We start from the raw sequence: 21,831 nt of genomic DNA, 5'->3' as shown, positions 1-21,831 counted from the left end.
GGAAACCCCATGGACCTGATACTCGGCCTGCTTGCCACGGTATCGCGCTGGAGTCGCAGCAACCTCTCGGAAATATCCCTGGCGCTGGTGGGATGCCTGCTGGTTTTGTTCGGTGCGGATATCAAGGCCTGGGTCGACCAGCGCCTGGGCAGCATCGCCGGCGCCCTGCGCGTACCACTGATGGCCCTGCTGTGCATGATCGGCAGCGGCCTGGCGTTGATCTACGCCACGCCCTGGGTGGTGCGCGGGTTGAGCCAGTTCAACAACTACAGCCTGGCGCCGGTGCTGCTGGTGGTGTTGATCCTGATCGGGGTGGTGGCGGATCGGCGCTGACTGCGCCTGTATTCACACACCCTTTGATCGTTCCCACGCTCCGCGTGGGAATGCAACCCGTGACGCTGCGCGTCACAAGAACGGACGCCGAGCGTCCAGAGAGGCGTTCCCACGCGGAGCGTGGGAACGATCAGTCTCTGTAGGCGTTGCGTTACGCCAGCTTCTCGAACTTCAGGTCCCACACGCCATGCCCAAGGCGTTCACCACGGCGCTCGAATTTGGTGATCGGCCGCTCGGCCGGGCGTGGCACGCATTTGCCGTCTTCAGCCAGGTTGCGATAACCCGGCGCGACATTCATCACTTCCAGCATGTACTCGGCATACGGCTCCCAGTCGGTGGCCATGTGCAGGATTCCGCCAACCTTCAGCTTGCTGCGCACCAGCTCGGCGAAGGACGCCTGAACGATACGACGCTTGTGGTGCCGGCTCTTGTGCCACGGGTCAGGGAAGAACAGCATCAGCCGGTCCAGGCTGTTGTCCGCCACGCAGCGGTTCAGCACCTCGATGGCGTCGCAGTCGTAGACGCGGATGTTCTTCAGCCCCTGGGTCAGCACGCCGTTGAGCAACGCACCGACACCCGGACGATGCACTTCGACACCGATGAAATCCTGCTCCGGGGCTGCCGCCGCCATTTCCAGCAGGGAGTGGCCCATGCCGAAACCGATCTCCAGCGAGCGCGGCGCGGAGCGGCCGAACACCTGGTCGAAATCCACAGGGGCGTCGGCCAGTGGCAGGATGAACAGCGGACCACCCTGCTCCAGGCCCTTCTGCTGGCCTTCGGTCATGCGCCCGGCGCGCATCACGAAACTCTTGATGCGGCGGTGTTGGCGCTCTTCGCCTTCTTCCGTGTGGATTGGCGTTTCGTTCGATTCAGTCATCAAAGGCTCTTACTTGATCAGACCATCCAGCGGCGAGGACGCGCTGGCATAGAGTTTTTTCGGCATGCGCCCGGCCAGGTAGGCCAGGCGGCCGGCGACGATAGCGTGCTTCATCGCTTCGGCCATCAGGATCGGCTGCTGGGCGTGGGCGATGGCCGAGTTCATCAGCACGGCCTCGCAGCCCAGCTCCATGGCGATGGTGGCGTCGGAGGCGGTGCCCACGCCGGCATCCACCAGCACCGGGATCTTCGCTTCCTCGAGGATGATCTGCAGGTTGTACGGGTTGCAGATGCCGAGGCCAGTACCGATCAGGCCGGCCAGCGGCATCACCGCGATACAGCCGATTTCCGCCAGCTGGCGGGCGATGATCGGGTCGTCGCTGGTGTAGACCATCACGTCGAAGCCTTCCTTGACCAGCACTTCGGCGGCCTTGAGGGTCTCGATCACGTTGGGGAACAAGGTCTTCTGGTCGGCCAGCACTTCCAGCTTCACCAGGTTGTGCCCGTCCAGCAGCTCGCGGGCCAGGCGGCAGGTGCGCACGGCCTCGATCGCGTCGTAGCAACCGGCGGTGTTCGGCAGGATGGTGTAGCGATCCGGCGGCAGCACGTCCAGCAGGTTCGGCTCGCCCGGGTTCTGGCCCAGGTTGGTGCGGCGCACCGCGACGGTGACGATCTCGGCACCCGAGGCCTCGATGGCCAGGCGGGTTTCCTCCATGTCACGGTATTTGCCGGTACCGACCAGCAGACGGGATTGGTAGGTACGGCCGGCCAGCACGAAAGGCTTGTCGCTGCGAACAGTGCTCATGCACACATCCTCTTGAAAGGTTCAGGGCTTGCTGGGGGTGGATCAGGGCGCGGGACCGCGAGCAGGACTAGCCGCCACCGATGGCGTGTACCACTTCGACCTGATCGCCTTCACGCAGGGCGGTTTCGGCGTGCAGACTGCGCGGAACGATATCCAGGTTCAGCTCCACCGCCACCCGCCGCCCGACCAGGTCGAGCCGGGCCAGCAAGGCCGCGACGGTTTCGCCGTCGGGCAGTTCATAGGATTCGCCGTTCAATTGAATGCGCATGCGCCGGACTGCCATCATTTTTAGGGGCGAATATTCTAGCCCGATCAGTCCGGGCGACCCAAGCCATTCGTCTTGAAGCGGACCACGCGGTCAGCTCAGGCGCCAGGCGGCAAGGCCCAGGCAGAACCAGCCGACAAGAAAGGCCAGGCCGCCGAACGGGGTGATGATGCCCAGCTTGCTCACACCGCTGAGGGTCAGCAGGTACAGGCTGCCGGAGAACAGCAGGATGCCGAGGGTGAACGCCGAACCGGCCCAGGTCACCAGGCGCCCGGGGACATGGGCGGCCAGCAGCGCCACACCGAACAGGGCCAGGGCATGCACCAGCTGGTAGGTGACACCGGTATGGAAGATCGCCAGGTAGTCGGCGCTCAGGCGGTTTTTCAGGCCGTGGGCGGCGAAGGCCCCCAGGCCGACGCCGGTGAAACCGAAAATCGCGGCGAGCAGCAGGAAAACACGCAGCATGACGAACTCCATTCAGGGAACACAGGGTCTGTATAATGGCCCGCTCCTACGCCCCGGCCAAGCCATCTCTATGCTGCAATTCCTTTTCCGCCGCCTGCTCGTCGCCCTGAAATGGTTCGCCATCGCCAGCGTGTTGCTGGTGCTGCTGTTTCGCTGGGTGCCGCCACCCGGTACGGCGCTGATGGTCGAGCGCAAGATCGAGTCGTGGACCGAGGGCGAGCCGATCGACCTGCAACGGACCTGGAAACCCTGGGACCAGATCAGCGACGAACTCAAGGTCGCGGTCATGGCCGGCGAAGACCAGAAGTTTCCCGAACACTGGGGGTTCGACTTCGATGCGATCCAGGCGGCCTTCCTGCACAACGAGCGTGGTGGCTCGATCCGTGGCGCCAGCACCCTCAGCCAGCAGGTGTCGAAGAACCTGTTCCTCTGGTCCGGCCGCAGTTATCTGCGCAAGGGGCTGGAGGCCTGGTTCACCGTGCTGATCGAGACGCTGTGGCCCAAGCAGCGGATTCTCGAGGTGTACCTGAACAGCGTCGAGTGGGATGAAGGCGTGTTCGGCGCGGAAGCGGCGGCGCGACATCATTTCGGGGTCAGTGCGGCCGCTCTGTCGCGCCAGCAGGCGAGCCTGCTGGCGGCGGTGCTGCCCAACCCGCGGGAATGGAGCGCCAGCCACCCGAGCACCTATGTGGCGCGGCGGGCGGGGTGGATACGGCAGCAGATGAGTCAGTTGGGTGGAACCGGGTATCTGGCGGGGTTGAACGATTCGCGTAGAGCGCCCTGGGCACTCTGAAACAACCCGAATGTAGCAGGTGGCTCTTATGGAAGTGAGCCCTGTGCAGGAATGATCCCAGTACGGGAGTGCATACTGTTTGGAGGTGCACCCTGCTTGGGGATACACCCTGCTTGGGGATGCACCCTGTTTGGGGATGCACCCTGTGTGGGGATACACCCTGTTGGGGATGCACCCTATTTGGAGATGCACCCTATTTGGAGATGCACCCTGTGTGGCGAGCGGGCTTGCCCGCGCTGGGGCGCGAAGCGGCCCTGAAACCTGCCACCAGGCAGCACCTGACACAACGCAACGGCAGGTTTTGGGGCTGCGCTGCAGCCCAGCGCGGGCAAGCCCGCTCGCCACATGTAAATACTGAACAATCAGTTAGGTCCTGGCCAACCCGCTAGGCACTGAATAACCAGTTAGGTCCTGGCCAACCCGCTAGGCACTGAATAACCAGTCAAGGCCTGGCCAACCCGCCAGGCCCTGAACAACCAGTTAAACCCCGAACAACCAGCACACCTCCCCTCCAAACAAAAACGCCCCGACCAGGTCGGGGCGCTTTTCATGACAGCGAACACTCAGGCGGCAATCGACGCCTTCAGCTTGTTCATCGCACTCTTTTCCAACTGGCGAATACGCTCGGCCGAAACGTTGTACTTCTGCGCCAGGTCGTGCAGCGTGGCCTTCTCTTCCGCCAGCCAGCGCTGGTAGAGAATGTCGCGGCTACGCTCGTCCAGGACTTCCAGGGCCTCGTGCAGGTTGCTGTTGGAGTTTTCGCTCCAGTCGGCATCCTCCAGCTGGCGCGCCGGGTCGTAGCGATGGTCTTCCAGGTAGTTGGCCGGAGACTGGAACGCGCTGTCGTCGTCGGCTTCCGCCGCCGGGTCGAACGCCATGTCCTGGCCGGTCAGCCGGCTTTCCATCTCGCGCACTTCACGCGGCTCCACGCCGAGGCTTTCCGCCACGCGGTGGACTTCCTCGTTGTTCAGCCAGGCCAGACGCTTCTTCTGGCTGCGCAGGTTGAAGAACAGCTTGCGCTGGGCCTTGGTGGTCGCCACTTTCACGATCCGCCAGTTGCGCAGGATGAACTCGTGGATTTCCGCCTTGATCCAGTGCACGGCGAACGACACCAGGCGCACGCCCATTTCCGGATTGAAGCGCTTCACGGCCTTCATCAGGCCGACGTTGCCTTCCTGGATCAGGTCTGCCTGGGCCAGGCCGTAGCCGGAATAGCTGCGGGCGATATGAACGACGAAACGCAGGTGGGCCAGCACCATTTGCCGAGCGGCCTCAAGATCCTGCTGATAGTAGAGACTCTCGGCCAGTTCACGCTCCTGCTCCGGCGACAACAGCGGAATGCTGTTCACCGTGTTGACGTAGGCCTCCAGGTTCGCACCCGGGACCAACGCATAGGCAGGTTGCAAAGAAGTGGTCATACGAAAAAACCTCCGACTCACAGACTCGTGCAGTGAAGCACTGCGAACATTGACCGGGAACCCCTGAACAAGTTCCTTTTAACCGCCACTACGGTCAATACCAACAAAAACACATTAATTTGACATTAATTACTTCGGTGCCAGCTCCCGCAGGTGCCGCGCGACCGCAATCCACGCACCGATATACCCCAACAGCACCGCGCCAAGCAAGAGCGACAGACCATCGGCAACCGGGACACCCGCCAGGGCGAAATCGCTGCCGTAGAGCCCCGCAAGCCCGACCACCGCCTCGTTCAGCCAGTTCAGGCCAAAAGCCAGGACGCCCCAGGACAGAATCCCGGCGCCAAAGCCATAAAGCGCGCCCATGTACAGAAACGGCCTACGCACATAGCTATCGGTGCCGCCCACCAGTTTAATCACTTCTATCTCGGTGCGGCGGTTTTCAATATGAAGACGAATGGTATTGCCTATCACCAAAAGTAATGCGGAAACCAGCAGCACTGTCAGGCCGAAGACAAACCGGTCACCCAGCTTGAGAATCGCCGCCAGGCGTTCGACCCAGACCAGGTCCAGCTGTGCCTGCTGCACCTTGGGCAACTCGGCCAGGCGCTGACGCAAGGCTTCCAGGGTCGGCTTGTCCACCTCCTCCGGCGTCACCAGCACCACGCCCGGCAACGGGTTCTGCGGCAGCTCCTTGAGCGCCTCGCCCAGCCCGGACTGCTGCTGGAACTCGTCCAGCGCCTTTTCCTTGCTGATGAACTCGGCATCGGCCACGCCCGGCATGGCCTTGACCTGTTCGCTCAGGCTCTCGCCCTCGCTCGGGCTGGCGTCCAGTTGCAGGTACAGCGAGATCTGCGCCGCCCGCTGCCAGGAGCCGCCCAGGCGTTCGACATTGTTCAGCAGCAGCGACAGGCCCATCGGCAGGCTCAGCGCCACCGCCATCACCATGCAGGTGAAGAAGCTGCCGATCGGGTGCTTGCCCAGTCGGCGCAGGCTGTCCGCCAGGCTGGCGCGATGACTTTCGATCCAGGCGCGCAGCAGTGTGCCGAAGTCCGGACCGTCGTCCTCGTCGCGTTTTTTCTTCGGTGGTGGCGCTTCGGAAGCTTTCGGCGCCACGCGCTCGGCCACTTTTGGACTGCGGGTCGCACTCATACGCCGGCCTCCCCATCGCCGATCAATCGGCCGCGTTGCAAGGTCAGCATGCGGTGGCGCATGCGGGCGATCAGCGCCAGGTCGTGGCTGGCGATCAGCACGCTGGTGCCGAGGCGGTTGATGTCCTCGAACACCCCCATGATCTCCGCCGCCAGGCGCGGGTCGAGGTTACCGGTCGGTTCGTCCGCCAGCAGCAGCGCCGGACGATGGACGATGGCCCGGGCAATGCCGACGCGCTGTTGCTGGCCGGTGGACAGGTCGCCGGGGTACAGCTCGGCCTTGTCCGACAGGGCCACGCGCTCCAGTGCCGAATCCACCCGCTTGGCGATTTCGACCTTGGACAGGCCAAGGATCTGCAGCGGCAGCGCCACATTGTTGAACACCGTGCGATCGAACAGCAGTTGATGGTTCTGGAACACCACGCCGATCTGCCGGCGCAGGAACGGAATCTGCGCGTTGCTGATCTGGCCCAGGTCCTGGCCGGCCAGCAGCAGCTTGCCGGAGGTCGGCCGCTCCATCGCCAGCAACAGGCGCAACAGGGTACTTTTGCCGGCCCCGGAGTGGCCGGTGACAAACAGGAACTCTCCGCGACGGACCCGAAAGCTCAGCTCATGCAAGCCGACGTGACCGTTCGGATAGCGCTTACCGACCTGTTCGAAACGAATCATGAACGCTCCCGTTCGGCGAAAAGGGCCTGGACAAAGGGTTCGGCTTCGAAGGTGCGCAGGTCGTCGATGCCTTCGCCCACGCCGATATAACGGATCGGCACACCGAACTGCTTGGCCAGGGCGAAGATCACCCCGCCCTTGGCGGTGCCGTCGAGCTTGGTCAGGGCCAGACCGGTCAACTGGACGGTCTGGTTGAACTGCTTGGCCTGGTTGATCGCGTTCTGCCCGGTACCGGCGTCGAGTACCAGCAGCACCTCGTGCGGCGCCTGCTCATCGAGCTTGCCGATCACCCGACGGACCTTCTTCAGCTCTTCCATCAGGTTGTCCTTGGTGTGCAGGCGACCGGCGGTGTCGGCGATCAGCACGTCGATGCCACGGGCCTTGGCCGCCTGTACCGCGTCGAAGATCACCGAGGCCGAGTCGGCGCCGGTGTGCTGGGCGATCACCGGGATCTGGTTGCGCTCGCCCCAGACCTGCAACTGTTCCACCGCCGCGGCGCGGAAGGTGTCGCCGGCGGCCAGCATGACCTTCTTGCCTTCGAGCTGCAGCTTCTTGGCCAGCTTGCCGATGGTGGTGGTCTTGCCGGCACCGTTCACGCCGACCACCAGGATGACGTAGGGCTTGTGCTGCGAGTCGATCCGCAACGGCTGCTCGACCGGCTTGAGCATCGCCGCCAGCTCTTCCTGCAGGGATTTGTACAGTGCGTCACTGTCGGTCAACTGCTTGCGCGCGACCTTCTGGGTCAGGCTGCGGATGATCACCCCGGTGGCCTCGACGCCGACGTCGGCGGTCAGCAGGCGGGTTTCCAGCTCTTCGAGCAGGTCGTCATCGATGGCCTTCTTGCCGAGGAACAGGCTGGCCATGCCTTCGCCGATGCTGGCGCTGGTCTTGGACAGGCCCTGCTTGAGGCGGGCGAAGAAGCCGGTCTTGGCCTCCGGCGCGGCTGGCTTGGCCGGTTCCACCACTGCCGGCTCGGCAGGCGCCACAGGAACAGGCGCAGGCTCGGGCGCGACAGCGGCGACCGGCGCAGGCGCCTCGACCGGTGCAGGTGCAGGTGCAGGTGCAGGTGCAGGCTCGACGAACTGCGGCGCTGGCGCGACCGGTTCAACCGCCGGCGGAATCGGCGGCACGACATGCTCGGCCTGGACATCCTCGACCAACGCGACCGGCTCCTCGGCCACCGGCAGGGGCGGCCAGGGCGCCGAGTGTGGCGATACCTCGGCAACCGGCTCGCGCACCGGCTCGACCGCCGCGGGCACCTCGACAGCTACCGGGGCCGGCTCGACGACCGGCGCAGGTGCGGCTTCAGGCTGGACCCGCGGCTGTTCGACGACGGTTTCCTGCGGCTTTTTGCGCAGCCATCCGAACAGGCCTTTTTTCTCGCCAGCCGCAGCTGGAGTCTTCTTGTCGTCGTTGGAACCAAACATGGAGGACGGCTATCTCAAGGTGGCGACGCGCCATGGGCACGTCGGCAAATAATATTCGATGCAGAACAGACTGCGATTTAACCCGCTTGTTCAGGCGCAACATTTTGTCGAGAAGATCGAACTTCTCTGAAGTCAGACGCCAAACGAAGATCTGGAACGGCAAAATCGGCGAAAACACCACGATCTGCGGTGGCAGAGCGCGGCTTTCGGCCGTTGACCCATACAGCCTTTCCGGACCAGGCACGCAGCACAGGAACCGGATAGACGTGGCCGCCAGTAAAACGGATCAGTATCCTAGCACCTCCTCGCCCGCCGACGCTAAACCAAGCGGGCAGTCCTACAGGTTGAAGAACGAATGAATGCTCTAGCCCGCCGCACCGCCGGCCTGCTGCTCGGCACGCTCTGCCTGCCGCTCGCGGCCCTTGCCGCCGATCCGCAACCGACCCACGAATTCACCCTCGACAACGGCCTGAAGGTCGTGGTCCGCGAAGACCACCGCGCTCCGGTGGTGGTGTCGCAGGTCTGGTACAAGGTCGGCTCGAGCTACGAGACCCCGGGCCAGACCGGCCTGTCCCACGCCCTGGAGCACATGATGTTCAAGGGCAGCGAAAAAGTCGGCCCCGGCGAGGCCTCGCTGATCCTGCGTGACCTGGGCGCCGAGGAAAACGCCTTCACCAGCGACGACTACACCGCCTACTACCAGGTCCTGGCCCGCGACCGCCTGGGCGTGGCCTTCGAGCTGGAAGCCGACCGCATGGCCAGCCTGCGCCTGCCGGCCGACGAGTTCAGCCGCGAGATCGAGGTGATCAAGGAAGAGCGTCGCCTGCGCACCGAGGACAAGCCGATGGGCAAGGCCTTCGAGCGCTTCAAGGCACTGGCCTATCCGGCCAGCGGCTACCACACGCCGACCATCGGCTGGATGGCCGACCTCGACCGCATGAAGGTCGAGGAACTGCGCCACTGGTACCAGTCCTGGTATGTGCCGAACAACGCCACCCTGGTGGTGGTCGGCGACGTCACCCCGGACGAGGTGAAGAACCTGGCCCAGCGCTACTTCGGCGCGATCCCCCGGCGCGACACGCCACCGGCGAAGATCCCGCGCGAGCTGGACGAACCCGGCGAGCGACAGATCACCCTGCACGTCAAGACCCAGTTGCCGAGCCTGATGCTCGGGTTCAACGTGCCGAGCATCGCCACCGCGCAGGACCCGCGCTCGGTCAACGCCCTGCGCCTGATCGCCGCACTGCTCGACGGCGGCTACAGCGCCCGCCTATCTTCCCAGTTGGAGCGCGGCGAAGAGCTGATTTCCGGCGGTTCGGCCAGCTACAACGCCTATACCCGTGGTGACAGCCTGTTCACCCTGTCGGCGATGCCGAACGTGCAGAAGAAAAAGACCCTGGCCAACGCCGAGGCCGGTCTCTGGCGCCTGCTGGACCAGCTCAAGACCAAGCCGCCGACCGCTGAAGAGCTTGAACGCGTACGCGCCCAGGTCATCGCCGGGCTGGTCTACGAGCGTGACTCGATCACCAGCCAGGCCACCGCCATCGGCCAACTGGAAACCGTCGGCCTGTCCTGGAAACTGATGGACAGCGAACTGGCCGACCTGCAGAGCGTGACCCCGGAAGACATCCAGAAGGCCGCCCGCACCTACTTCACCCGCGAACGTCTCAGCGTCGCCCATGTACTGCCCGAGGAGACCCGCCCATGAGCAAGGGTTCGCGCTTCACCCTGCCCGGCCTGGCCCTGATCGTCGCCTTCGGCGGCTTCGGCCTGCCCCTGCTGGGCCTGTCGAGTGCCCAGGCCGGCCAGGCCCTGGAGGAGGCCAGGTCGAGCCACAAGCTGCAGTCGCTGGCTGAACTGGACGACAAGGCACCGGCCCGGCGCAGCCTCAACGTGCAGACCTGGAACACCGCCGAAGGCGCCCGGGTGCTGTTCGTCGAAGCCCATGAACTGCCGATGTTCGACCTGCGCCTGACCTTCGCCGCCGGCAGCAGCCAGGACGGCAACACCCCGGGCTTGGCCACACTGACCAACGCCATGCTCAACGAAGGCGTGGCCGGCAAGGATGTCGGTGCCATCGCCCGTGGCTTCGAAGGCCTCGGCGCGGATTTCGGCAACGGTTCCTATAAGGACATGGCGATCGCCTCGCTGCGCAGCCTCAGCGCTCCCGATAAACGCGAGCCGGCGCTGAAGCTGTTCGCCCAGGTGGTCGGCAAGCCGACCTTCCCGGCCGACTCACTGGCCCGGATCAAGAACCAGTTGCTGGCCGGCTTCGAATTCCAGAAACAGAACCCCGGCAAACTGGCGAGCCTGGACCTGTCCCAGCGCCTCTACGGCGACCACCCTTACGGTCACCCGAGCGAAGGCACCGCCAAGAGCATCCCGCCGATCACCGTTGCGCAACTGCGCGCCTTCCACGCCAAGGCCTATGCGGCCGGCAACGTGGTGATCGCCCTGGTCGGCGACCTCTCGCGCAGCGAAGCCGAAGCGCTGACCGCCCAGGTTTCGGCGGCCCTGCCGAAAGGCCCGGCGCTGCCGAAGATCGCCCTCGCCAAGGACCCGCAACCGAGCAGCGGGCATATCGAGTTCCCGTCCAAGCAGACCACCATCCTGCTGGCGCAGATGGGCATCGACCGCGCCGACCCCGACTATGCCGCGCTGTCCCTGGGCAACCAGATTCTCGGCGGCGGCGGTTTCGGCACCCGGCTGATGAGCGAGGTGCGGGAGAAACGCGGCCTGACCTACGGCATCTATTCCGGCTTCAGCCCGATGCAGGCCCGTGGCCCGTTCATGATCAATCTGCAGACCCGCGCCGAAATGAGCGAAGGCACGCAGAAGCTGGTCGAGGACGTGCTGGCCGAGTACCTCAAGTCCGGCCCGACCCAGAAGGAACTCGACGACGCCAAGCGCGAAATGGCCGGCAGCTTCCCGCTGTCCACCGCCAGCAACAGCGATATCGTCGGCCAGTTGGGCGCCATGGGGTTCTACAACCTGCCGCTGAACTACCTTGAAGACTTCATGCGGCAAACCCAGGCGCTGACCGTCGAACAGGTCAAGGCCGCCATGGACAAACACCTGGGCGTCGACAAGATGATCGTCGTCACCGCCGGCCCGACGGTGCCACAAAAACCGTTGCCGCCGCCGACAGACAAACCCGCCGAGCAGCCGCTCGGGGTTCCGGAGCACTAATGGCCAGCCCATCGCGTCACAGCAAGAAACCCGCACACCCGCACAACGGCGTGAACAAACTGCGCATCATCGGCGGCGAATGGCGCAGCCGTCGCCTGAGTTTTCCGGATGTCCTGGGACTGCGCCCGACCCCGGACCGCGTGCGCGAAACCCTGTTCAACTGGCTGGCGCCCTACGTCGCCGGAGCGAAGGTGCTCGACCCGTTCGCCGGCAGCGGCGCGCTGTTCCTCGAGGCGCTGTCCCGTGGCGCCGCCATGGGCCAGGCACTGGACGCCAGCCATGTCGCCGTCTCCAGCCTGCGCGAGCACCTGGGCACCCTGCGCTGCACCGTCGGCCAGGTGCAGACCGCCGACGCCCTGCGCTACCTGGAAACCCAGCCAGCCAGCGCGTTCGACCTGGTGTTCCTCGACCCGCCGTTCAACCAGAACCTGCTGCCGGGTGTCTGCACGCTGCTGGAAGAGCGCCAGTGGCTGGCCGACGATGCCTGGGTCTACACCGAAAGCGAAACCGCACCCTCGACCCTCGGCCTGCCGGGCAACTGGCGCCTGCACCGCGAGCAGAAGTCCGGGCAGGTGTACTATGCGCTATGGCAACGCAGCGCACCGGCCGCCGGCTGATCGATCGACCGGGTGCGCCGCCTGGCGCACCCACGACCGAAACAGACCGAACGCCCATGTCCAACCGCTTCAGCCCCGCCCCCGGCCTGGGCAACCCTCACCTGCAAACCCTCTGGGGTCCACTCTGGCGCAAGAAGGCCGTCCTCGAACGCCAGCGCGAACGACTCTGGCTGGACGATGGCGACTTCCTCGACCTCGACTGGTTCGGCCCGCACGAAGCCACGACACCGCTGGTGCTGCTCCTGCACGGGCTGACCGGCTCCTCGAACTCACCCTATATCGTCGGCATGCAGCAGGCCCTGGCCGAACGCGGCTGGGCCAGCGTCGCGCTGAACTGGCGCGGCTGTTCCGGCGAACCGAACCTGCTGCCCCGCAGCTATCACTCCGGGGCCAGCGAAGACCTCGCCGCGACCATCGCCCACCTCCAGCGCAAACGCCCCCTGGCGGTGCTCCATGCCGTGGGATACTCGCTGGGTGGCAACGTGCTGCTCAAACACCTGGGGGAAAGCGCCGCCGACAGCGGTCTGCAGGCGGCCGTCGCGGTCTCGGTACCGTTTCGGCTCGACCAGTGCGCGGACCGCATCGGCCAAGGCTTTTCCAAGGTCTACCAGGCGCATTTCATGCGCGAGATGCTCGCCTACATCAAGGACAAGCAGCGCCGGTTCCAGCACGACGGACGAGCCGAGGGGCTGGCGACCCTTAGCAACCTGGGCCCGCTCACGGGCATGCGCACCTTCTGGGATTTCGATGGCCGGGTGACGGCGCCACTGCATGGCTACCGGGATGCCCAGGATTATTACCGCCGGGCATCGAGCCGCTACTTTCTCGGTGCGATCCGTACGCCGACGCTGATCATCCAGGCGGCGGACGACCCTTTCGTTTTTCGTCACAGCTTGCCGGAGCCGGCCGAGCTGGCGACGGATACCGAGTTCGAGCTGCAGGGCAAGGGCGGGCACGTCGGCTTCGTCGACGGCAGCCTGAGCAGGCCCGGCTACTACCTGGAACGGCGGATTCCAGAGTGGCTGGCGGGCCGCTGAGCATCACCTCTGTGATGGCCCCGGAAGTCAATCGCCGGTAGCGATCGCCCGCTGCGGGTCGGTGATCCACTCGCTCCACGACCCCGGATACAGGGTCGCCAGTGGATATCCGGCCAGGCTGAGCGCGAACAGGTTGTGGCACGCGGTCACCCCGGAACCGCAATAGGCAACCAGTTCCTGCACCGGGCGCTCGCCCAACTGCGCGGCAAAACGCTGCCTGAGCTGATCGGCCGGCAAAAACCGTCCGTCGGCCCCCAGGTTCTCGTTGAACGCCGCACACTGCGCACCCGGGATATGCCCGGCAACCGGATCGATCGGCTCGACCTCACCGCGAAAACGCGGCAACGCACGGGCATCGAGCAGGGTCAGGGACGGTTGGCCAAGACGCTGCTGCAATTGCTGCGCACTGATCAGCAACGAGTTATCCGCACTGCCGACGAAGGTACCACGCCCGGACGGCGGCGGATTCAGGCTCAACGGCAGCCCCGCCGCATGCCAGGCCTTGAGCCCACCATCGAGCAGGAATACGCCGTCGCGCTTGCCCAGCCAGGCCAGCAGCCACCAGGCCCGGGCCGCGTAAATGCCGGGGCCATCGTCATACAGCACGATCTCGCTGTCGACACTGACACCCCAGGCCTGCAGGCGCTCCACCAGCGCCGTCGGCTCCGGTAGCGGGTGACGACCGGTCACGCCCCTGGTCACCGGGCCGCTGAGATCGCGCTCCAGATCAGCGAAATGCGCGCCCTCGATATGCCCCTCGGCATAGCTGCGTTGGCCGTAGTCGGGATCTTCCAGGGCAAAGCGGCAATCCAGGATCACCACCCCGGGCCTGGCCTGGCGCTCGGCCAGTTGCTGCGGGCTGATCAGTTGCGCAAGGGGCATGTCTCATTCCTCATGAAGTGGATAACGGGAACAACCGGCCGTCCCCTAGGCCTCCTCAAGCGCCTTGGCCAGGGGAACGTAGAATTCATTCAGCAACCTGTCGACCGCGTCGCGGGCCTGGGGCGTGACGAAGCCCGACTCGAGCACCAGCACCTGATACACCCCACGCTTGATCGACTCTTCGCTCAGGTGGTTGGCGCTTTCCCGCGTGGTACTGAGAAAACGTACCCAGGAGGTCAGGACAATCCAGGCGTTGAGGGTCAGCGACTCGATCTGTACCGCGTCCATCGCCAGGATCCCGGCATCGACGAAGCCCTTGTAGATCGACTGCCCCTGGATCAGGCAGCGCTGGGAGAACCGCCGGTAACGCCCGGCCAGTTCGGCATCGCTTTCCAGCAGGTGCTCGAGGTCACGGTGCAGAAAACGATAGCGCCACATCGCCGCCAGCAGCGCCTTGAGATAGAAGCGCTTGTCCTCGATGGTCGCCGCACGGCCCTGCGGCGGGCGCAGGAAACTGTCCACCAGTGCCTCATATTCGGCGAACAGCACGGCGATGATCGCCTGCTTGTTGGGGAAGTGGTAGTAGAGGTTGCCCGGAGAAATCTCCATGTGCGCCGCGATGTGATTGGTGCTGACGCTGCGCTCGCCCTGCTGGTTGAACAGATCGAGGCTGTTCTGGACGATGCGCTCGCTGGTTTTTATTCGTGGGGCCATGACTCGGCTTTACTTCAACAATGCGGTGCCCCGCATCTTACGGCCTATCACGCGACGGATAAACGATTCGTGGCGCCCACGGCTGTTGACATTTTCGAGCTTTAGCTCTAAACATTTGTTTAAAAATAAAAACACATTTTCTGGAGTGCGCCATGTCTGCCGAAATCGCCTACCTGCAGGAATCAGAGCAGCAACAGAGCCAGCTCCAGCGCCTGTTCCAGGCCCAGCGCCAGGCCTACGCCGCGCATCCGATGCCCCCGGCCGAGCAGCGCCGGCAGTGGCTGGAGAGCCTGCGCCGGTTGCTCAGCGACGAACGGCAGGCAATCATCGAAGCCATCAGCGCCGACTTCGGCAACCGCAGCGCCGACGAGACCCTGCTGGCCGAGCTCATGCCCAGCCTCCATGGCATCCACTACGCCCGCAAGCACCTCAAGCGCTGGATGAAACCGGCACGGCGCCAGGTCGGCCTGGCCTTCCAGCCGGCCTCGGCCAAAGTGGTCTACCAGCCGCTGGGGGTGATCGGCGTGATCGTGCCGTGGAACTACCCGCTGTTTCTCGCCATCGGCCCGCTGGTCGGCGCCCTGGCCGCGGGCAACCGGGTGATGCTCAAGCTCAGCGAATCGACCCCGGCCACCGGCCTGCTGCTCAAGGAACTGCTGGGCCGGGTGTTCCCCGAAGACCTGGTGTGCGTGGTGCTCGGCGACGTGGACATCGGCATGGCGTTCTCCAAACTGCCGTTCGATCACCTGCTGTTCACCGGCGCCACCAGCATCGGCAAGCACGTGATGCGCGCCGCCGCCGAGCACCTGACCCCGGTCACCCTGGAGCTGGGCGGCAAGTCGCCGGCGATCGTCTCCAGCGACGTGCCGCTCAAGGATGCCGCCGAACGCATCGCCTTCGGCAAGACCCTCAACGCCGGCCAGACCTGCGTGGCCCCGGACTACGTGCTGGTGCCGCAAGAGCGCGTTGGCGCCTTCGTCGAGGCCTATCGCCAGGCGGTCCGTGGCTTCTATCCGACCCTGGCGGACAACCCGGACTACACCAGCATCATCAATGAACGACAGCTCAGCCGACTCAACGGCTACATCAGCGACGCCACCAGCAAGGGCGCGCTGCTGATCCCGCTGTTCGACCAGGGCCAGCAGCGTCGCATGGGGCACAGTCTGCTACTGAACGTCAGCGACGAGATGACCGTGATGCAGGACGAGATCTTTGGCCCGTTGCTGCCGATCGTCCCGTACAACGGTCTCGATGAGGCTTTCGCCTACATCAACCAGCGACCTCGCCCACTGGCGCTCTATTACTTCGGCTACAACAAGCGCGAACAGCAGCGGGTCCTGCACGAAACCCATTCCGGTGGGGTCTGCCTCAACGACACGCTGCTGCACGTACCCCAGGAGGATCTGCCGTTCGGCGGCGTCGGGCCCTCGGGCATGGGCCACTACCACGGCCATGAAGGTTTCCTGACCTTCAGCAAGGCCAAGGGCGTGCTGACCAAGCAGCGCTTCAACGCCGCCCGGTTGATCTACCCACCCTACGGAAAATCGATCCAGAAACTGATCCAGAAGCTGTTCGTCCGCTGAACTGACCCAGGTGAATAACAATAATGACTTCAAGCCTGTCCGAATCGCCCGCGCTGTCACGGCGCGGCCTGTTGAAGCTCGGCCTCTGCGCCAGTGCTTTTCTCACCACCGCGGGACTGACCGCCAGTCTGACCGGCTGTTCGGCGGCCGGGCCAGCGAACGGTTTCGTCGTGCTGCAGACGGCTGACCTGCCGTTCCTGCGGGCGCTGATCCCGGTGATGCTGCAGGGGGCGGTGAGCCCCGACAAGATGCCTGCCGCCGTCGAACAGACCCTGGCCAGCCTCGACAAGAGCCTCGCTCACCTCTCGCCGGAAATGCTCAAGCTCACCCGCCAACTGTTCGACGTGCTCGGCATGGGGCTGACCCGCGGCCCGCTGACCGGCATCTGGGGTGGTTGGGAAAATGCCAGCCCCGAGCAGATACGGGCTTTTCTCAAACGCTGGGAAAACAGCTTCCTGAGCCTGCTGCGCATGGGCCATGCCTCGTTGCTGCAACTGGTGATGATGGCCTGGTACAACCGCCCCGAGGCCTGGGCCCACTGCGGCTATCCAGGGCCGCCCAAGGTCTAGCTTCGCCGCCGCCCTCAACCAGGCACACCTGTCAAAACAACTATAAAAAGAGGCGTCACATGCCGGTACCCGATCTGTTCCGCGAAGGCCTGGCCCGCGGCTGGAAAACCTACAACGGCTCGCAACTGCAGCAGGACCTGACCCTGGAAGCCGATGTCGCGATCATCGGCAGCGGTGCCGGTGGCGGGACCACCGCCGAAATCCTCAGCGCCGCCGGCTACAAGGTGCTGTTGATCGAGGAAGGGCCGCTGAAGACCAGCGACGACTTCAAGATGCTCGAGGACGAGGCCTACACCAGCCTCTACCAGGAAGGCATCGGCCGCATGAGCAAGGACGGCGCCATCACCATCCTCCAGGGCCGCGCCGTCGGCGGCACCACGCTGATCAACTGGACCTCGAGCTTCCGCACGCCCGAACCGACCCTGGAGCACTGGGCCAGGGAACACAACGTCAAGGGCCATAGCGCCGCCGAGATGGCGCCGTGGTTCGAAAAAATGGAACAGCGGCTCGGCGTCGCGCCCTGGATGATGCCACCCAACGCCAACAACGACGTGCTGCGCAACGGCTGCGAAAAGCTCAACTACAGCTGGAAGGTCATCCCGCGCAACGTGCGCGGCTGCTGGAACCTGGGCTACTGCGGCATGGGCTGCCCGACCAACGCCAAGCAATCGATGATGGTCACCACCATACCCGCCACCCTGGAAAAAGGCGGCGAACTGCTCTACCTGGCACGTGCCGAACGGCTGGTGATCGACGGCGACAAGATCAGCGGCCTGCAATGCCTGGCCATGGATGCCCGTTGCGTCGCGCCCAATGGCCGCAAGATCAGCGTCAAGGCCCGTCACTACGTACTGGCCGGCGGCGGCATCAACAGCCCGGGGCTGCTGCTGCGCTCCAAGGCACCCGACCCGCATGATCGACTGGGCAAACGCACCTTCCTGCATCTGGTGAATTTCTCCGCCGGGCAGTTTTCCGAGGTGATCAACCCCTACTACGGCGCTCCGCAGTCGATCTATTCCGACCATTTCCAGTGGCTGGACGGCACCACCGGGCACATGTCCTACAAACTCGAAGTGCCTCCACTGCAACCGGCCCTGGCCAGCACCCTGCTCGGAGGCTTCGGCCCGCAAAGCGCCCTGCGCATGGAACAGTTGCCCCACACCCACATGATGCTGGCCCTGATGCGCGACGGCTTCCACCCGGACAGTCCGGGCGGCGAGGTGGAGCTGCGTGGCGATGGCACGCCGGTACTCGACTACCAGGTGTCGCCCTACGCCTGGGACGGCCTGCGCCGGGCATTCCACAGCATGGCCGAGATCCAGTTCGCCGCCGGTGCCAAATCGGTGCTGCCACTGCATGCCGATGCCGACTACGTCAACTCGCTCGCCCAGGCCAAGACGCTGATCGACGGCCTGCGCCTGGAAACCTACCGCACCCGTCTGGGCAGCGCCCACGTGATGGGCGGCTGTGCCATGGGCGAAGACCCGAAGACCGCGGTCGCCGACAGCCTCGGTCGCCATCACCAATTGCGCAACCTGTCGATCCACGACGGTTCGCTGTTCCCCACCAGCATCGGCGCCAACCCGCAGCTGTCGATCTACGGGCTCACGGCCCAACTGGCGACAGCCCTGGCCGAACGTCTGAAAAGCGCCTAGACGAGGAATATTCACGACGTCCATAGGGCTTTCTTCCATGCGTCCTGACTTGGCCGACAGGAAAGGCTGCGATACCATCCGACTCCCCAACGGACTCCCGACAGGACGACGCGATGAACCGAGTGTTGTACCCAGGTACCTTCGACCCGATTACCAAGGGCCATGGCGATCTGGTCGAACGCGCCGCGCGCCTGTTCGACCACGTGATCATTGCCGTGGCCGCCAGCCCGAAGAAAAACCCGCTTTTCCCGCTGGAACAGCGTGTGGAGCTGGCCCGCGAGGTCACCAAGCACCTGCCCAACGTCGAAGTGATGGGTTTTTCCACCCTGCTGGCGCAGTTCGCCAAGGAGCAGAACGCCAACATCTTCCTGCGCGGGCTGCGGGCCGTTTCGGACTTCGAGTACGAATTCCAGCTGGCGAACATGAACCGTCAACTGGCACCGGAGGTGGAGAGTCTGTTTCTCACGCCGTCGGAGCGCTATTCGTTCATTTCCTCGACGCTGGTTCGTGAAATCGCCGCCTTGGGCGGCGATATCAGCAAATTCGTCCACCCGACGGTGGCCGACGCCCTGACCCTGCGCTTCAAGAAGTAACCCGCGCTGACAGCGCCCAGGGGCTGCCACGAACGGCACCCCTGACGCCCGTCTTGTCGCACCCGCGTGCACTGAGCGCGTCAATGCGGCACAATTGACACATCAAGTTTTCACGTTGCCAGGGCCTGCTGCCCTGGCCGGAGTGCCCATGTCCCTGATCATTACCGACGATTGCATCAACTGCGACGTCTGCGAACCCGAGTGCCCGAACGCCGCCATTTCCCAGGGCGAAGAGATCTACGTGATCGACCCGAACCTGTGCACCCAGTGTGTCGGCCACTACGACGAACCCCAGTGCCAGCAGGTCTGCCCGGTGGACTGCATCCCATTGGACGAAGCTCATCCGGAAACCGAGGACGAGTTGATGGCCAAGTATCGCAAGATTACCGGCAAGGCCTGATATCCCCGTAACACGGCTGTCATGGGAGCCCCGCTGGTCATGATCAAGGCTTGCCGGCCCCTTCGCGGATAAACCGGGGCGCCGGACCGCCGGCTCCCACGGTATTGCGGTGTCCACAAATCGTGTGAACATGGAAAACCGTGGGAGCCAACTGTCTCTAATTCCCCCTGCGATGAGCGGTCGGATACTGGCCGCCTTCGGCGGTTCGCGGATAAGTCCGGCTCCCACGGTCGCCGCGAAAGCCACCCCGGCAGATCACTGATCGCCGTCGAACCCTTCCGCCGTACAGCCCAGGCAACGGGCGAACGCCGCCTTGCCGGGGTCGACCACCAGCGCCTTGCCGGCCTTGCCCACGCCCTTGACACCACCGAACACGGTGAACGGCAGCGACACCACGAAAGCCGCCGTGCCGACCAGAGTCGCCCCCACCAGCAATGGTCGCGCGACCAACAGGTCGCCGATCATGGCGTAGGCCGGTGGGTTCTGGATCTGGTAGGTCGGGTCGCCACTGGTCCCGTCTTCGGCCAGGGCCGGCAGTGACTGCAGACCAAAGGTCAGGGCCAGCAACAAGGCCAGAGTACGAAACGGGGTCATGGCGCTATCCTTCGGCTGAGCGATGAGGGCAAAGACTCACTATAGCGCCTGCCGACGACTCGGGTCAGCTCTGACAACGCGGGCAATACACGCTGGCGCGCTGCCCCAGGCGAATCTCGCGCAGACCGCTGCCACACACCTTGCAGTGCTCGCCGCCACGCCCATAGACGAACAGCTCCTGCTGGAAATAGCCCGGCTGGCCATCGCCGCCGATGAAGTCGCGCAAGGTGGTGCCGCCACGCTCGATGGCATGGGCCAGCACCCGCTTGATCTCGATCGCCAGCTTCAGATAGCGCGCCCGGGAAATCCCGCCGGCCTCGCGCCGTGGGTCGATGCCGGCGGCGAATAGCGCCTCGGTCGCATAGATATTACCCACGCCAACCACCACCGCGTTATCCATGATGAACGGCTTGACCGCCATCGAACGTCCGCGGGACAACTGGAACAGCCGCTCGCCGTCGAACAGGTCGGTCAGCGGTTCCGGCCCCAGCCGTGCCAGCAATTCGTGATTGAGCGGGTCGAGGCTCCAGAGCATGGCACCGAAGCGGCGCGGGTCGGTGTAGCGCAGCGCAAGTCCCGACTCCAGTTCGATATCCACATGCTCATGCCGGGCCGCCGGCATACCGACTTCGACCAGGCGCAGGTTGCCCGACATGCCGAGGTGACTGATCAGTGTGCCGACCTCGGCATTGATCAGCAGGTACTTGGCCCGCCGCTCGACCTGGACGATCCGCTGCCCGGACAGGCGCGCATCGAGGTCTTCCGGGACCGGCCAGCGCAGGCGCCGGTCGCGGACGATCACGCGACTGACCCGCTGCCCTTCCAGATGAGGCGCGATACCGCGCCGGGTGGTTTCGACTTCGGGTAGTTCAGGCATGGGGATTCCAGTTCAGGAAATGGCGTGCGCCCGAATCAGTGCGCACCCAGTTCGCGGATGTTTTCCCTGAGTGTCTCGAAGTCGTAGTCGGAAAGGCCGACGTAGTCGAGCACCAGGTGGCCGATGGCATTCCACTCGCGATCCTCGGTCTGGTTGCCCAGGACACGGTGGGATTCGCAGATGTGCTCGGCCATTTTCAGGATCGCCAGCAGGTTCTTCAACTGGCTGTTGCGGGTCGATTCGTCGCTGAAGATCGCCAAAGCGTTGTGGTGGTTGGCGATGGCGTTGGTCACGTGCTCCGGCAGGCGCCAGGACTTGGCCGTGTAGTAGCCGACCACCGCATGGTTGGTGTTGAACGCGTCATTCTCGGTATCCACCACCCGCTTCTCGGGACCGGCATTGGCGTAGGCCTGCTCCAGCACCGTCATGTAGTCGGGGAAACGCTTGAGCATCAGCGGGATCCCGCAATCGTGGAACAGCCCCAGGGCATAGGCCTCGTCGATGGCCTGGGAGCCGGTGCGCTTGGCCAGCGTCAGGCTGGTCATCGCCACGTCCTGGGCGGTATCCCAGAAGCGGTTGAGGGTCACGATGGTTTCATCGGCCATCTCGCCCTTGATCGACTGCGCGTTGATCAGATTGATGATCGAACGGCTGCCCAGCAGCGTCACCGCCCGCTGGATCGAGGCGATCTTGTTGGTCAGCCCGTAGTAGGGCGAATTGACGATTTTCAGCAGCGCGCCGGAGAGCCCCGGGTCCTGACTGATCAACCGGGCGATCACATCCAGGTCCGGATCAGGCATGTACTGCTCCATCTGCAGATCCACCATGATCTGCGGTTGAGGCGGCACGCTGATGCCTTGCAAGGCCTGCTGGATCTGTTCGGCTGAAAGTTCTTGGGACATTGGTACACACTCCGGGC

General features: G+C 64.5%; 24 protein-coding genes. 11 read left to right on the top strand and 13 right to left on the bottom strand.

What is annotated here, in order from left to right; translation table 11 throughout:
- Positions 1–9 precede the first annotated feature (9 nt).
- The gene (locus tag K675_RS0110470; RefSeq protein ID WP_017903472.1) at positions 10–333 is read left to right on the top strand and encodes a DUF3392 domain-containing protein; all 324 of its coding nucleotides are present in this window, start codon (positions 10–12) and stop codon (positions 331–333) included.
- A 151-nt stretch (positions 334–484) separates the two neighbouring features.
- On the opposite strand, the gene trmB is transcribed toward K675_RS0110470, so the two are convergent.
- From trmB to K675_RS0110450, 4 genes are all read right to left on the bottom strand, one after another.
- On the bottom strand, positions 485–1,210 hold the full coding sequence (gene trmB, locus K675_RS0110465) for a tRNA (guanosine(46)-N7)-methyltransferase TrmB (protein ID WP_017903471.1): 726 nt from the start codon (positions 1,208–1,210) through the stop codon (positions 485–487).
- 9 nt (positions 1,211–1,219) lie between these two features.
- Positions 1,220–2,014 (bottom strand): thiazole synthase, encoded by a 795-nt coding sequence (locus tag K675_RS0110460; protein WP_017903470.1) that lies wholly within the window; start codon positions 2,012–2,014, stop codon positions 1,220–1,222.
- Between the two features lie 67 nt (positions 2,015–2,081).
- Complete coding sequence (gene thiS / locus K675_RS0110455; protein WP_017903469.1) at positions 2,082–2,282, bottom strand: sulfur carrier protein ThiS; 201 nt, start codon at positions 2,280–2,282, stop codon at positions 2,082–2,084.
- A 90-nt stretch (positions 2,283–2,372) separates the two neighbouring features.
- Complete coding sequence (locus tag K675_RS0110450; RefSeq protein ID WP_026145088.1) at positions 2,373–2,744, bottom strand: DUF423 domain-containing protein; 372 nt, start codon at positions 2,742–2,744, stop codon at positions 2,373–2,375.
- Positions 2,745–2,814: 70 nt separating this feature from the next.
- Here K675_RS0110450 and mtgA point away from each other — a divergent pair, with 70 nt between their 5' ends.
- Positions 2,815–3,537 (top strand): monofunctional biosynthetic peptidoglycan transglycosylase, encoded by a 723-nt coding sequence (gene mtgA, locus K675_RS0110445; protein ID WP_017903467.1) that lies wholly within the window; start codon positions 2,815–2,817, stop codon positions 3,535–3,537.
- A 563-nt stretch (positions 3,538–4,100) separates the two neighbouring features.
- On the opposite strand, the gene rpoH is transcribed toward mtgA, so the two are convergent.
- From rpoH to ftsY, 4 genes are all read right to left on the bottom strand, one after another.
- Complete coding sequence (rpoH, locus tag K675_RS0110440; protein WP_017903466.1) at positions 4,101–4,955, bottom strand: RNA polymerase sigma factor RpoH; 855 nt, start codon at positions 4,953–4,955, stop codon at positions 4,101–4,103.
- A 129-nt stretch (positions 4,956–5,084) separates the two neighbouring features.
- Positions 5,085–6,107, bottom strand: a complete 1,023-nt coding sequence (gene ftsX, locus K675_RS0110435) for a permease-like cell division protein FtsX (protein WP_017903465.1) — start codon at positions 6,105–6,107, stop codon at positions 5,085–5,087.
- The gene (gene ftsE / locus K675_RS0110430) at positions 6,104–6,775 is read right to left on the bottom strand and encodes a cell division ATP-binding protein FtsE (protein ID WP_017903464.1); all 672 of its coding nucleotides are present in this window, start codon (positions 6,773–6,775) and stop codon (positions 6,104–6,106) included. Before ftsE ends, ftsX begins: the two co-directional genes overlap by 4 nt.
- The gene (ftsY, locus tag K675_RS0110425) at positions 6,772–8,202 is read right to left on the bottom strand and encodes a signal recognition particle-docking protein FtsY (protein WP_017903463.1); all 1,431 of its coding nucleotides are present in this window, start codon (positions 8,200–8,202) and stop codon (positions 6,772–6,774) included. The genes ftsE and ftsY overlap by 4 nt, the downstream gene beginning before the upstream one ends.
- Before the next feature lie 355 nt (positions 8,203–8,557).
- On the opposite strand from ftsY, the gene K675_RS0110420 reads away from it, so the two are divergent.
- Genes K675_RS0110420 through K675_RS0110405 form a run of 4 tightly spaced genes read left to right on the top strand, consistent with a single transcriptional unit; the run spans position 8,558 to position 13,045 of the window.
- On the top strand, positions 8,558–9,910 hold the full coding sequence (locus K675_RS0110420; protein ID WP_017903462.1) for a M16 family metallopeptidase: 1,353 nt from the start codon (positions 8,558–8,560) through the stop codon (positions 9,908–9,910).
- Positions 9,907–11,391 carry a M16 family metallopeptidase gene (locus K675_RS0110415; RefSeq protein ID WP_017903461.1) on the top strand — a complete coding sequence of 495 codons (1,485 nt, stop codon included), beginning with the start codon at positions 9,907–9,909 and terminating at the stop codon, positions 11,389–11,391. The genes K675_RS0110420 and K675_RS0110415 overlap by 4 nt, the downstream gene beginning before the upstream one ends.
- A complete protein-coding gene (rsmD, locus tag K675_RS0110410; RefSeq protein WP_017903460.1) occupies positions 11,391–12,008 on the top strand; it encodes a 16S rRNA (guanine(966)-N(2))-methyltransferase RsmD in 618 nt (205 codons plus the stop codon). The genes K675_RS0110415 and rsmD overlap by 1 nt, the downstream gene beginning before the upstream one ends.
- A gap of 56 nt (positions 12,009–12,064) precedes the next feature.
- Positions 12,065–13,045: a hydrolase gene (locus K675_RS0110405; RefSeq protein WP_017903459.1), complete on the top strand. Its 981-nt coding sequence runs from the start codon at positions 12,065–12,067 to the stop codon at positions 13,043–13,045.
- A gap of 27 nt (positions 13,046–13,072) precedes the next feature.
- Here K675_RS0110405 and K675_RS0110400 read toward each other — a convergent pair whose 3' ends face one another.
- Together K675_RS0110400 and K675_RS0110395 are read right to left on the bottom strand one after the other, a co-directional pair.
- Entirely contained in the window at positions 13,073–13,927 is an 855-nt protein-coding gene (locus K675_RS0110400; RefSeq protein ID WP_017903458.1) for a sulfurtransferase, read from the bottom strand.
- Between the two features lie 45 nt (positions 13,928–13,972).
- Complete coding sequence (locus tag K675_RS0110395) at positions 13,973–14,641, bottom strand: TetR/AcrR family transcriptional regulator (RefSeq protein ID WP_017903457.1); 669 nt, start codon at positions 14,639–14,641, stop codon at positions 13,973–13,975.
- A gap of 152 nt (positions 14,642–14,793) precedes the next feature.
- Between K675_RS0110395 and K675_RS0110390 the strand changes: the two genes are divergently transcribed.
- The 5 genes from K675_RS0110390 (at position 14,794) to K675_RS0110370 (ending at position 19,441) form a co-directional block, all read left to right on the top strand.
- Entirely contained in the window at positions 14,794–16,224 is a 1,431-nt protein-coding gene (locus K675_RS0110390; RefSeq protein WP_017903456.1) for a coniferyl aldehyde dehydrogenase, read from the top strand.
- A gap of 23 nt (positions 16,225–16,247) precedes the next feature.
- Entirely contained in the window at positions 16,248–16,793 is a 546-nt protein-coding gene (locus K675_RS0110385) for a twin-arginine translocation pathway signal protein (RefSeq protein WP_017903455.1), read from the top strand.
- A 59-nt stretch (positions 16,794–16,852) separates the two neighbouring features.
- Positions 16,853–18,448: a GMC family oxidoreductase gene (locus tag K675_RS0110380; protein ID WP_017903454.1), complete on the top strand. Its 1,596-nt coding sequence runs from the start codon at positions 16,853–16,855 to the stop codon at positions 18,446–18,448.
- A 113-nt stretch (positions 18,449–18,561) separates the two neighbouring features.
- Positions 18,562–19,041: a pantetheine-phosphate adenylyltransferase gene (gene coaD, locus K675_RS0110375; RefSeq protein ID WP_017903453.1), complete on the top strand. Its 480-nt coding sequence runs from the start codon at positions 18,562–18,564 to the stop codon at positions 19,039–19,041.
- Between the two features lie 148 nt (positions 19,042–19,189).
- A complete protein-coding gene (locus K675_RS0110370) occupies positions 19,190–19,441 on the top strand; it encodes a YfhL family 4Fe-4S dicluster ferredoxin (protein WP_017124885.1) in 252 nt (83 codons plus the stop codon).
- A gap of 255 nt (positions 19,442–19,696) precedes the next feature.
- Here the strand turns inward: K675_RS0110370 and K675_RS0110365 are convergent, their stop codons facing one another.
- The 3 genes from K675_RS0110365 to K675_RS0110355 form a co-directional block, all read right to left on the bottom strand.
- On the bottom strand, positions 19,697–20,035 hold the full coding sequence (locus tag K675_RS0110365; protein WP_017903452.1) for a hypothetical protein: 339 nt from the start codon (positions 20,033–20,035) through the stop codon (positions 19,697–19,699).
- A gap of 64 nt (positions 20,036–20,099) precedes the next feature.
- On the bottom strand, positions 20,100–20,912 hold the full coding sequence (gene mutM / locus K675_RS0110360) for a bifunctional DNA-formamidopyrimidine glycosylase/DNA-(apurinic or apyrimidinic site) lyase (protein ID WP_017903451.1): 813 nt from the start codon (positions 20,910–20,912) through the stop codon (positions 20,100–20,102).
- Positions 20,913–20,947: 35 nt separating this feature from the next.
- Positions 20,948–21,760 carry an HDOD domain-containing protein gene (locus K675_RS0110355; protein WP_198291633.1) on the bottom strand — a complete coding sequence of 271 codons (813 nt, stop codon included), beginning with the start codon at positions 21,758–21,760 and terminating at the stop codon, positions 20,948–20,950.
- Positions 21,761–21,831: the final 71 nt, after the last annotated feature.

The sequence above is a fragment of the Pseudomonas fuscovaginae SE-1 genome (genome assembly GCF_000364705.1).
GTDB lineage: Bacteria > Pseudomonadota > Gammaproteobacteria > Pseudomonadales > Pseudomonadaceae > Aquipseudomonas > Aquipseudomonas fuscovaginae_A.
The sequence above is the reverse complement of the archived record's forward strand: the minus strand, read 5'-3'. Positions and strand labels throughout refer to the sequence as shown.

What these genes read in the sequence shown, in the direction of transcription:
- mutM (WP_017903451.1), bottom strand. Translation starts at nt 20,912, where the DNA reads ATGCCTGAACTACCCGAAGTCGAAACCACCCGGCGCGGTATCGCGCCT.
- K675_RS0110400 (WP_017903458.1), bottom strand. Translation starts at nt 13,927, where the DNA reads ATGCCCCTTGCGCAACTGATCAGCCCGCAGCAACTGGCCGAGCGCCAG.
- K675_RS0110450 (WP_026145088.1), bottom strand. Translation starts at nt 2,744, where the DNA reads ATGCTGCGTGTTTTCCTGCTGCTCGCCGCGATTTTCGGTTTCACCGGC.
- rpoH (WP_017903466.1), bottom strand. Translation starts at nt 4,955, where the DNA reads ATGACCACTTCTTTGCAACCTGCCTATGCGTTGGTCCCGGGTGCGAAC.
- K675_RS0110420 (WP_017903462.1), top strand. Translation starts at nt 8,558, where the DNA reads ATGAATGCTCTAGCCCGCCGCACCGCCGGCCTGCTGCTCGGCACGCTC.
- K675_RS0110385 (WP_017903455.1), top strand. Translation starts at nt 16,248, where the DNA reads ATGACTTCAAGCCTGTCCGAATCGCCCGCGCTGTCACGGCGCGGCCTG.
- rsmD (WP_017903460.1), top strand. Translation starts at nt 11,391, where the DNA reads ATGGCCAGCCCATCGCGTCACAGCAAGAAACCCGCACACCCGCACAAC.
- ftsY (WP_017903463.1), bottom strand. Translation starts at nt 8,202, where the DNA reads ATGTTTGGTTCCAACGACGACAAGAAGACTCCAGCTGCGGCTGGCGAG.
- mtgA (WP_017903467.1), top strand. Translation starts at nt 2,815, where the DNA reads ATGCTGCAATTCCTTTTCCGCCGCCTGCTCGTCGCCCTGAAATGGTTC.
- trmB (WP_017903471.1), bottom strand. Translation starts at nt 1,210, where the DNA reads ATGACTGAATCGAACGAAACGCCAATCCACACGGAAGAAGGCGAAGAG.
- K675_RS0110365 (WP_017903452.1), bottom strand. Translation starts at nt 20,035, where the DNA reads ATGACCCCGTTTCGTACTCTGGCCTTGTTGCTGGCCCTGACCTTTGGT.
- K675_RS0110415 (WP_017903461.1), top strand. Translation starts at nt 9,907, where the DNA reads ATGAGCAAGGGTTCGCGCTTCACCCTGCCCGGCCTGGCCCTGATCGTC.
- ftsE (WP_017903464.1), bottom strand. Translation starts at nt 6,775, where the DNA reads ATGATTCGTTTCGAACAGGTCGGTAAGCGCTATCCGAACGGTCACGTC.
- K675_RS0110380 (WP_017903454.1), top strand. Translation starts at nt 16,853, where the DNA reads ATGCCGGTACCCGATCTGTTCCGCGAAGGCCTGGCCCGCGGCTGGAAA.
- K675_RS0110470 (WP_017903472.1), top strand. Translation starts at nt 10, where the DNA reads ATGGACCTGATACTCGGCCTGCTTGCCACGGTATCGCGCTGGAGTCGC.
- K675_RS0110370 (WP_017124885.1), top strand. Translation starts at nt 19,190, where the DNA reads ATGTCCCTGATCATTACCGACGATTGCATCAACTGCGACGTCTGCGAA.
- K675_RS0110395 (WP_017903457.1), bottom strand. Translation starts at nt 14,641, where the DNA reads ATGGCCCCACGAATAAAAACCAGCGAGCGCATCGTCCAGAACAGCCTC.
- K675_RS0110405 (WP_017903459.1), top strand. Translation starts at nt 12,065, where the DNA reads ATGTCCAACCGCTTCAGCCCCGCCCCCGGCCTGGGCAACCCTCACCTG.
- K675_RS0110390 (WP_017903456.1), top strand. Translation starts at nt 14,794, where the DNA reads ATGTCTGCCGAAATCGCCTACCTGCAGGAATCAGAGCAGCAACAGAGC.
- coaD (WP_017903453.1), top strand. Translation starts at nt 18,562, where the DNA reads ATGAACCGAGTGTTGTACCCAGGTACCTTCGACCCGATTACCAAGGGC.
- K675_RS0110460 (WP_017903470.1), bottom strand. Translation starts at nt 2,014, where the DNA reads ATGAGCACTGTTCGCAGCGACAAGCCTTTCGTGCTGGCCGGCCGTACC.
- thiS (WP_017903469.1), bottom strand. Translation starts at nt 2,282, where the DNA reads ATGCGCATTCAATTGAACGGCGAATCCTATGAACTGCCCGACGGCGAA.
- ftsX (WP_017903465.1), bottom strand. Translation starts at nt 6,107, where the DNA reads ATGAGTGCGACCCGCAGTCCAAAAGTGGCCGAGCGCGTGGCGCCGAAA.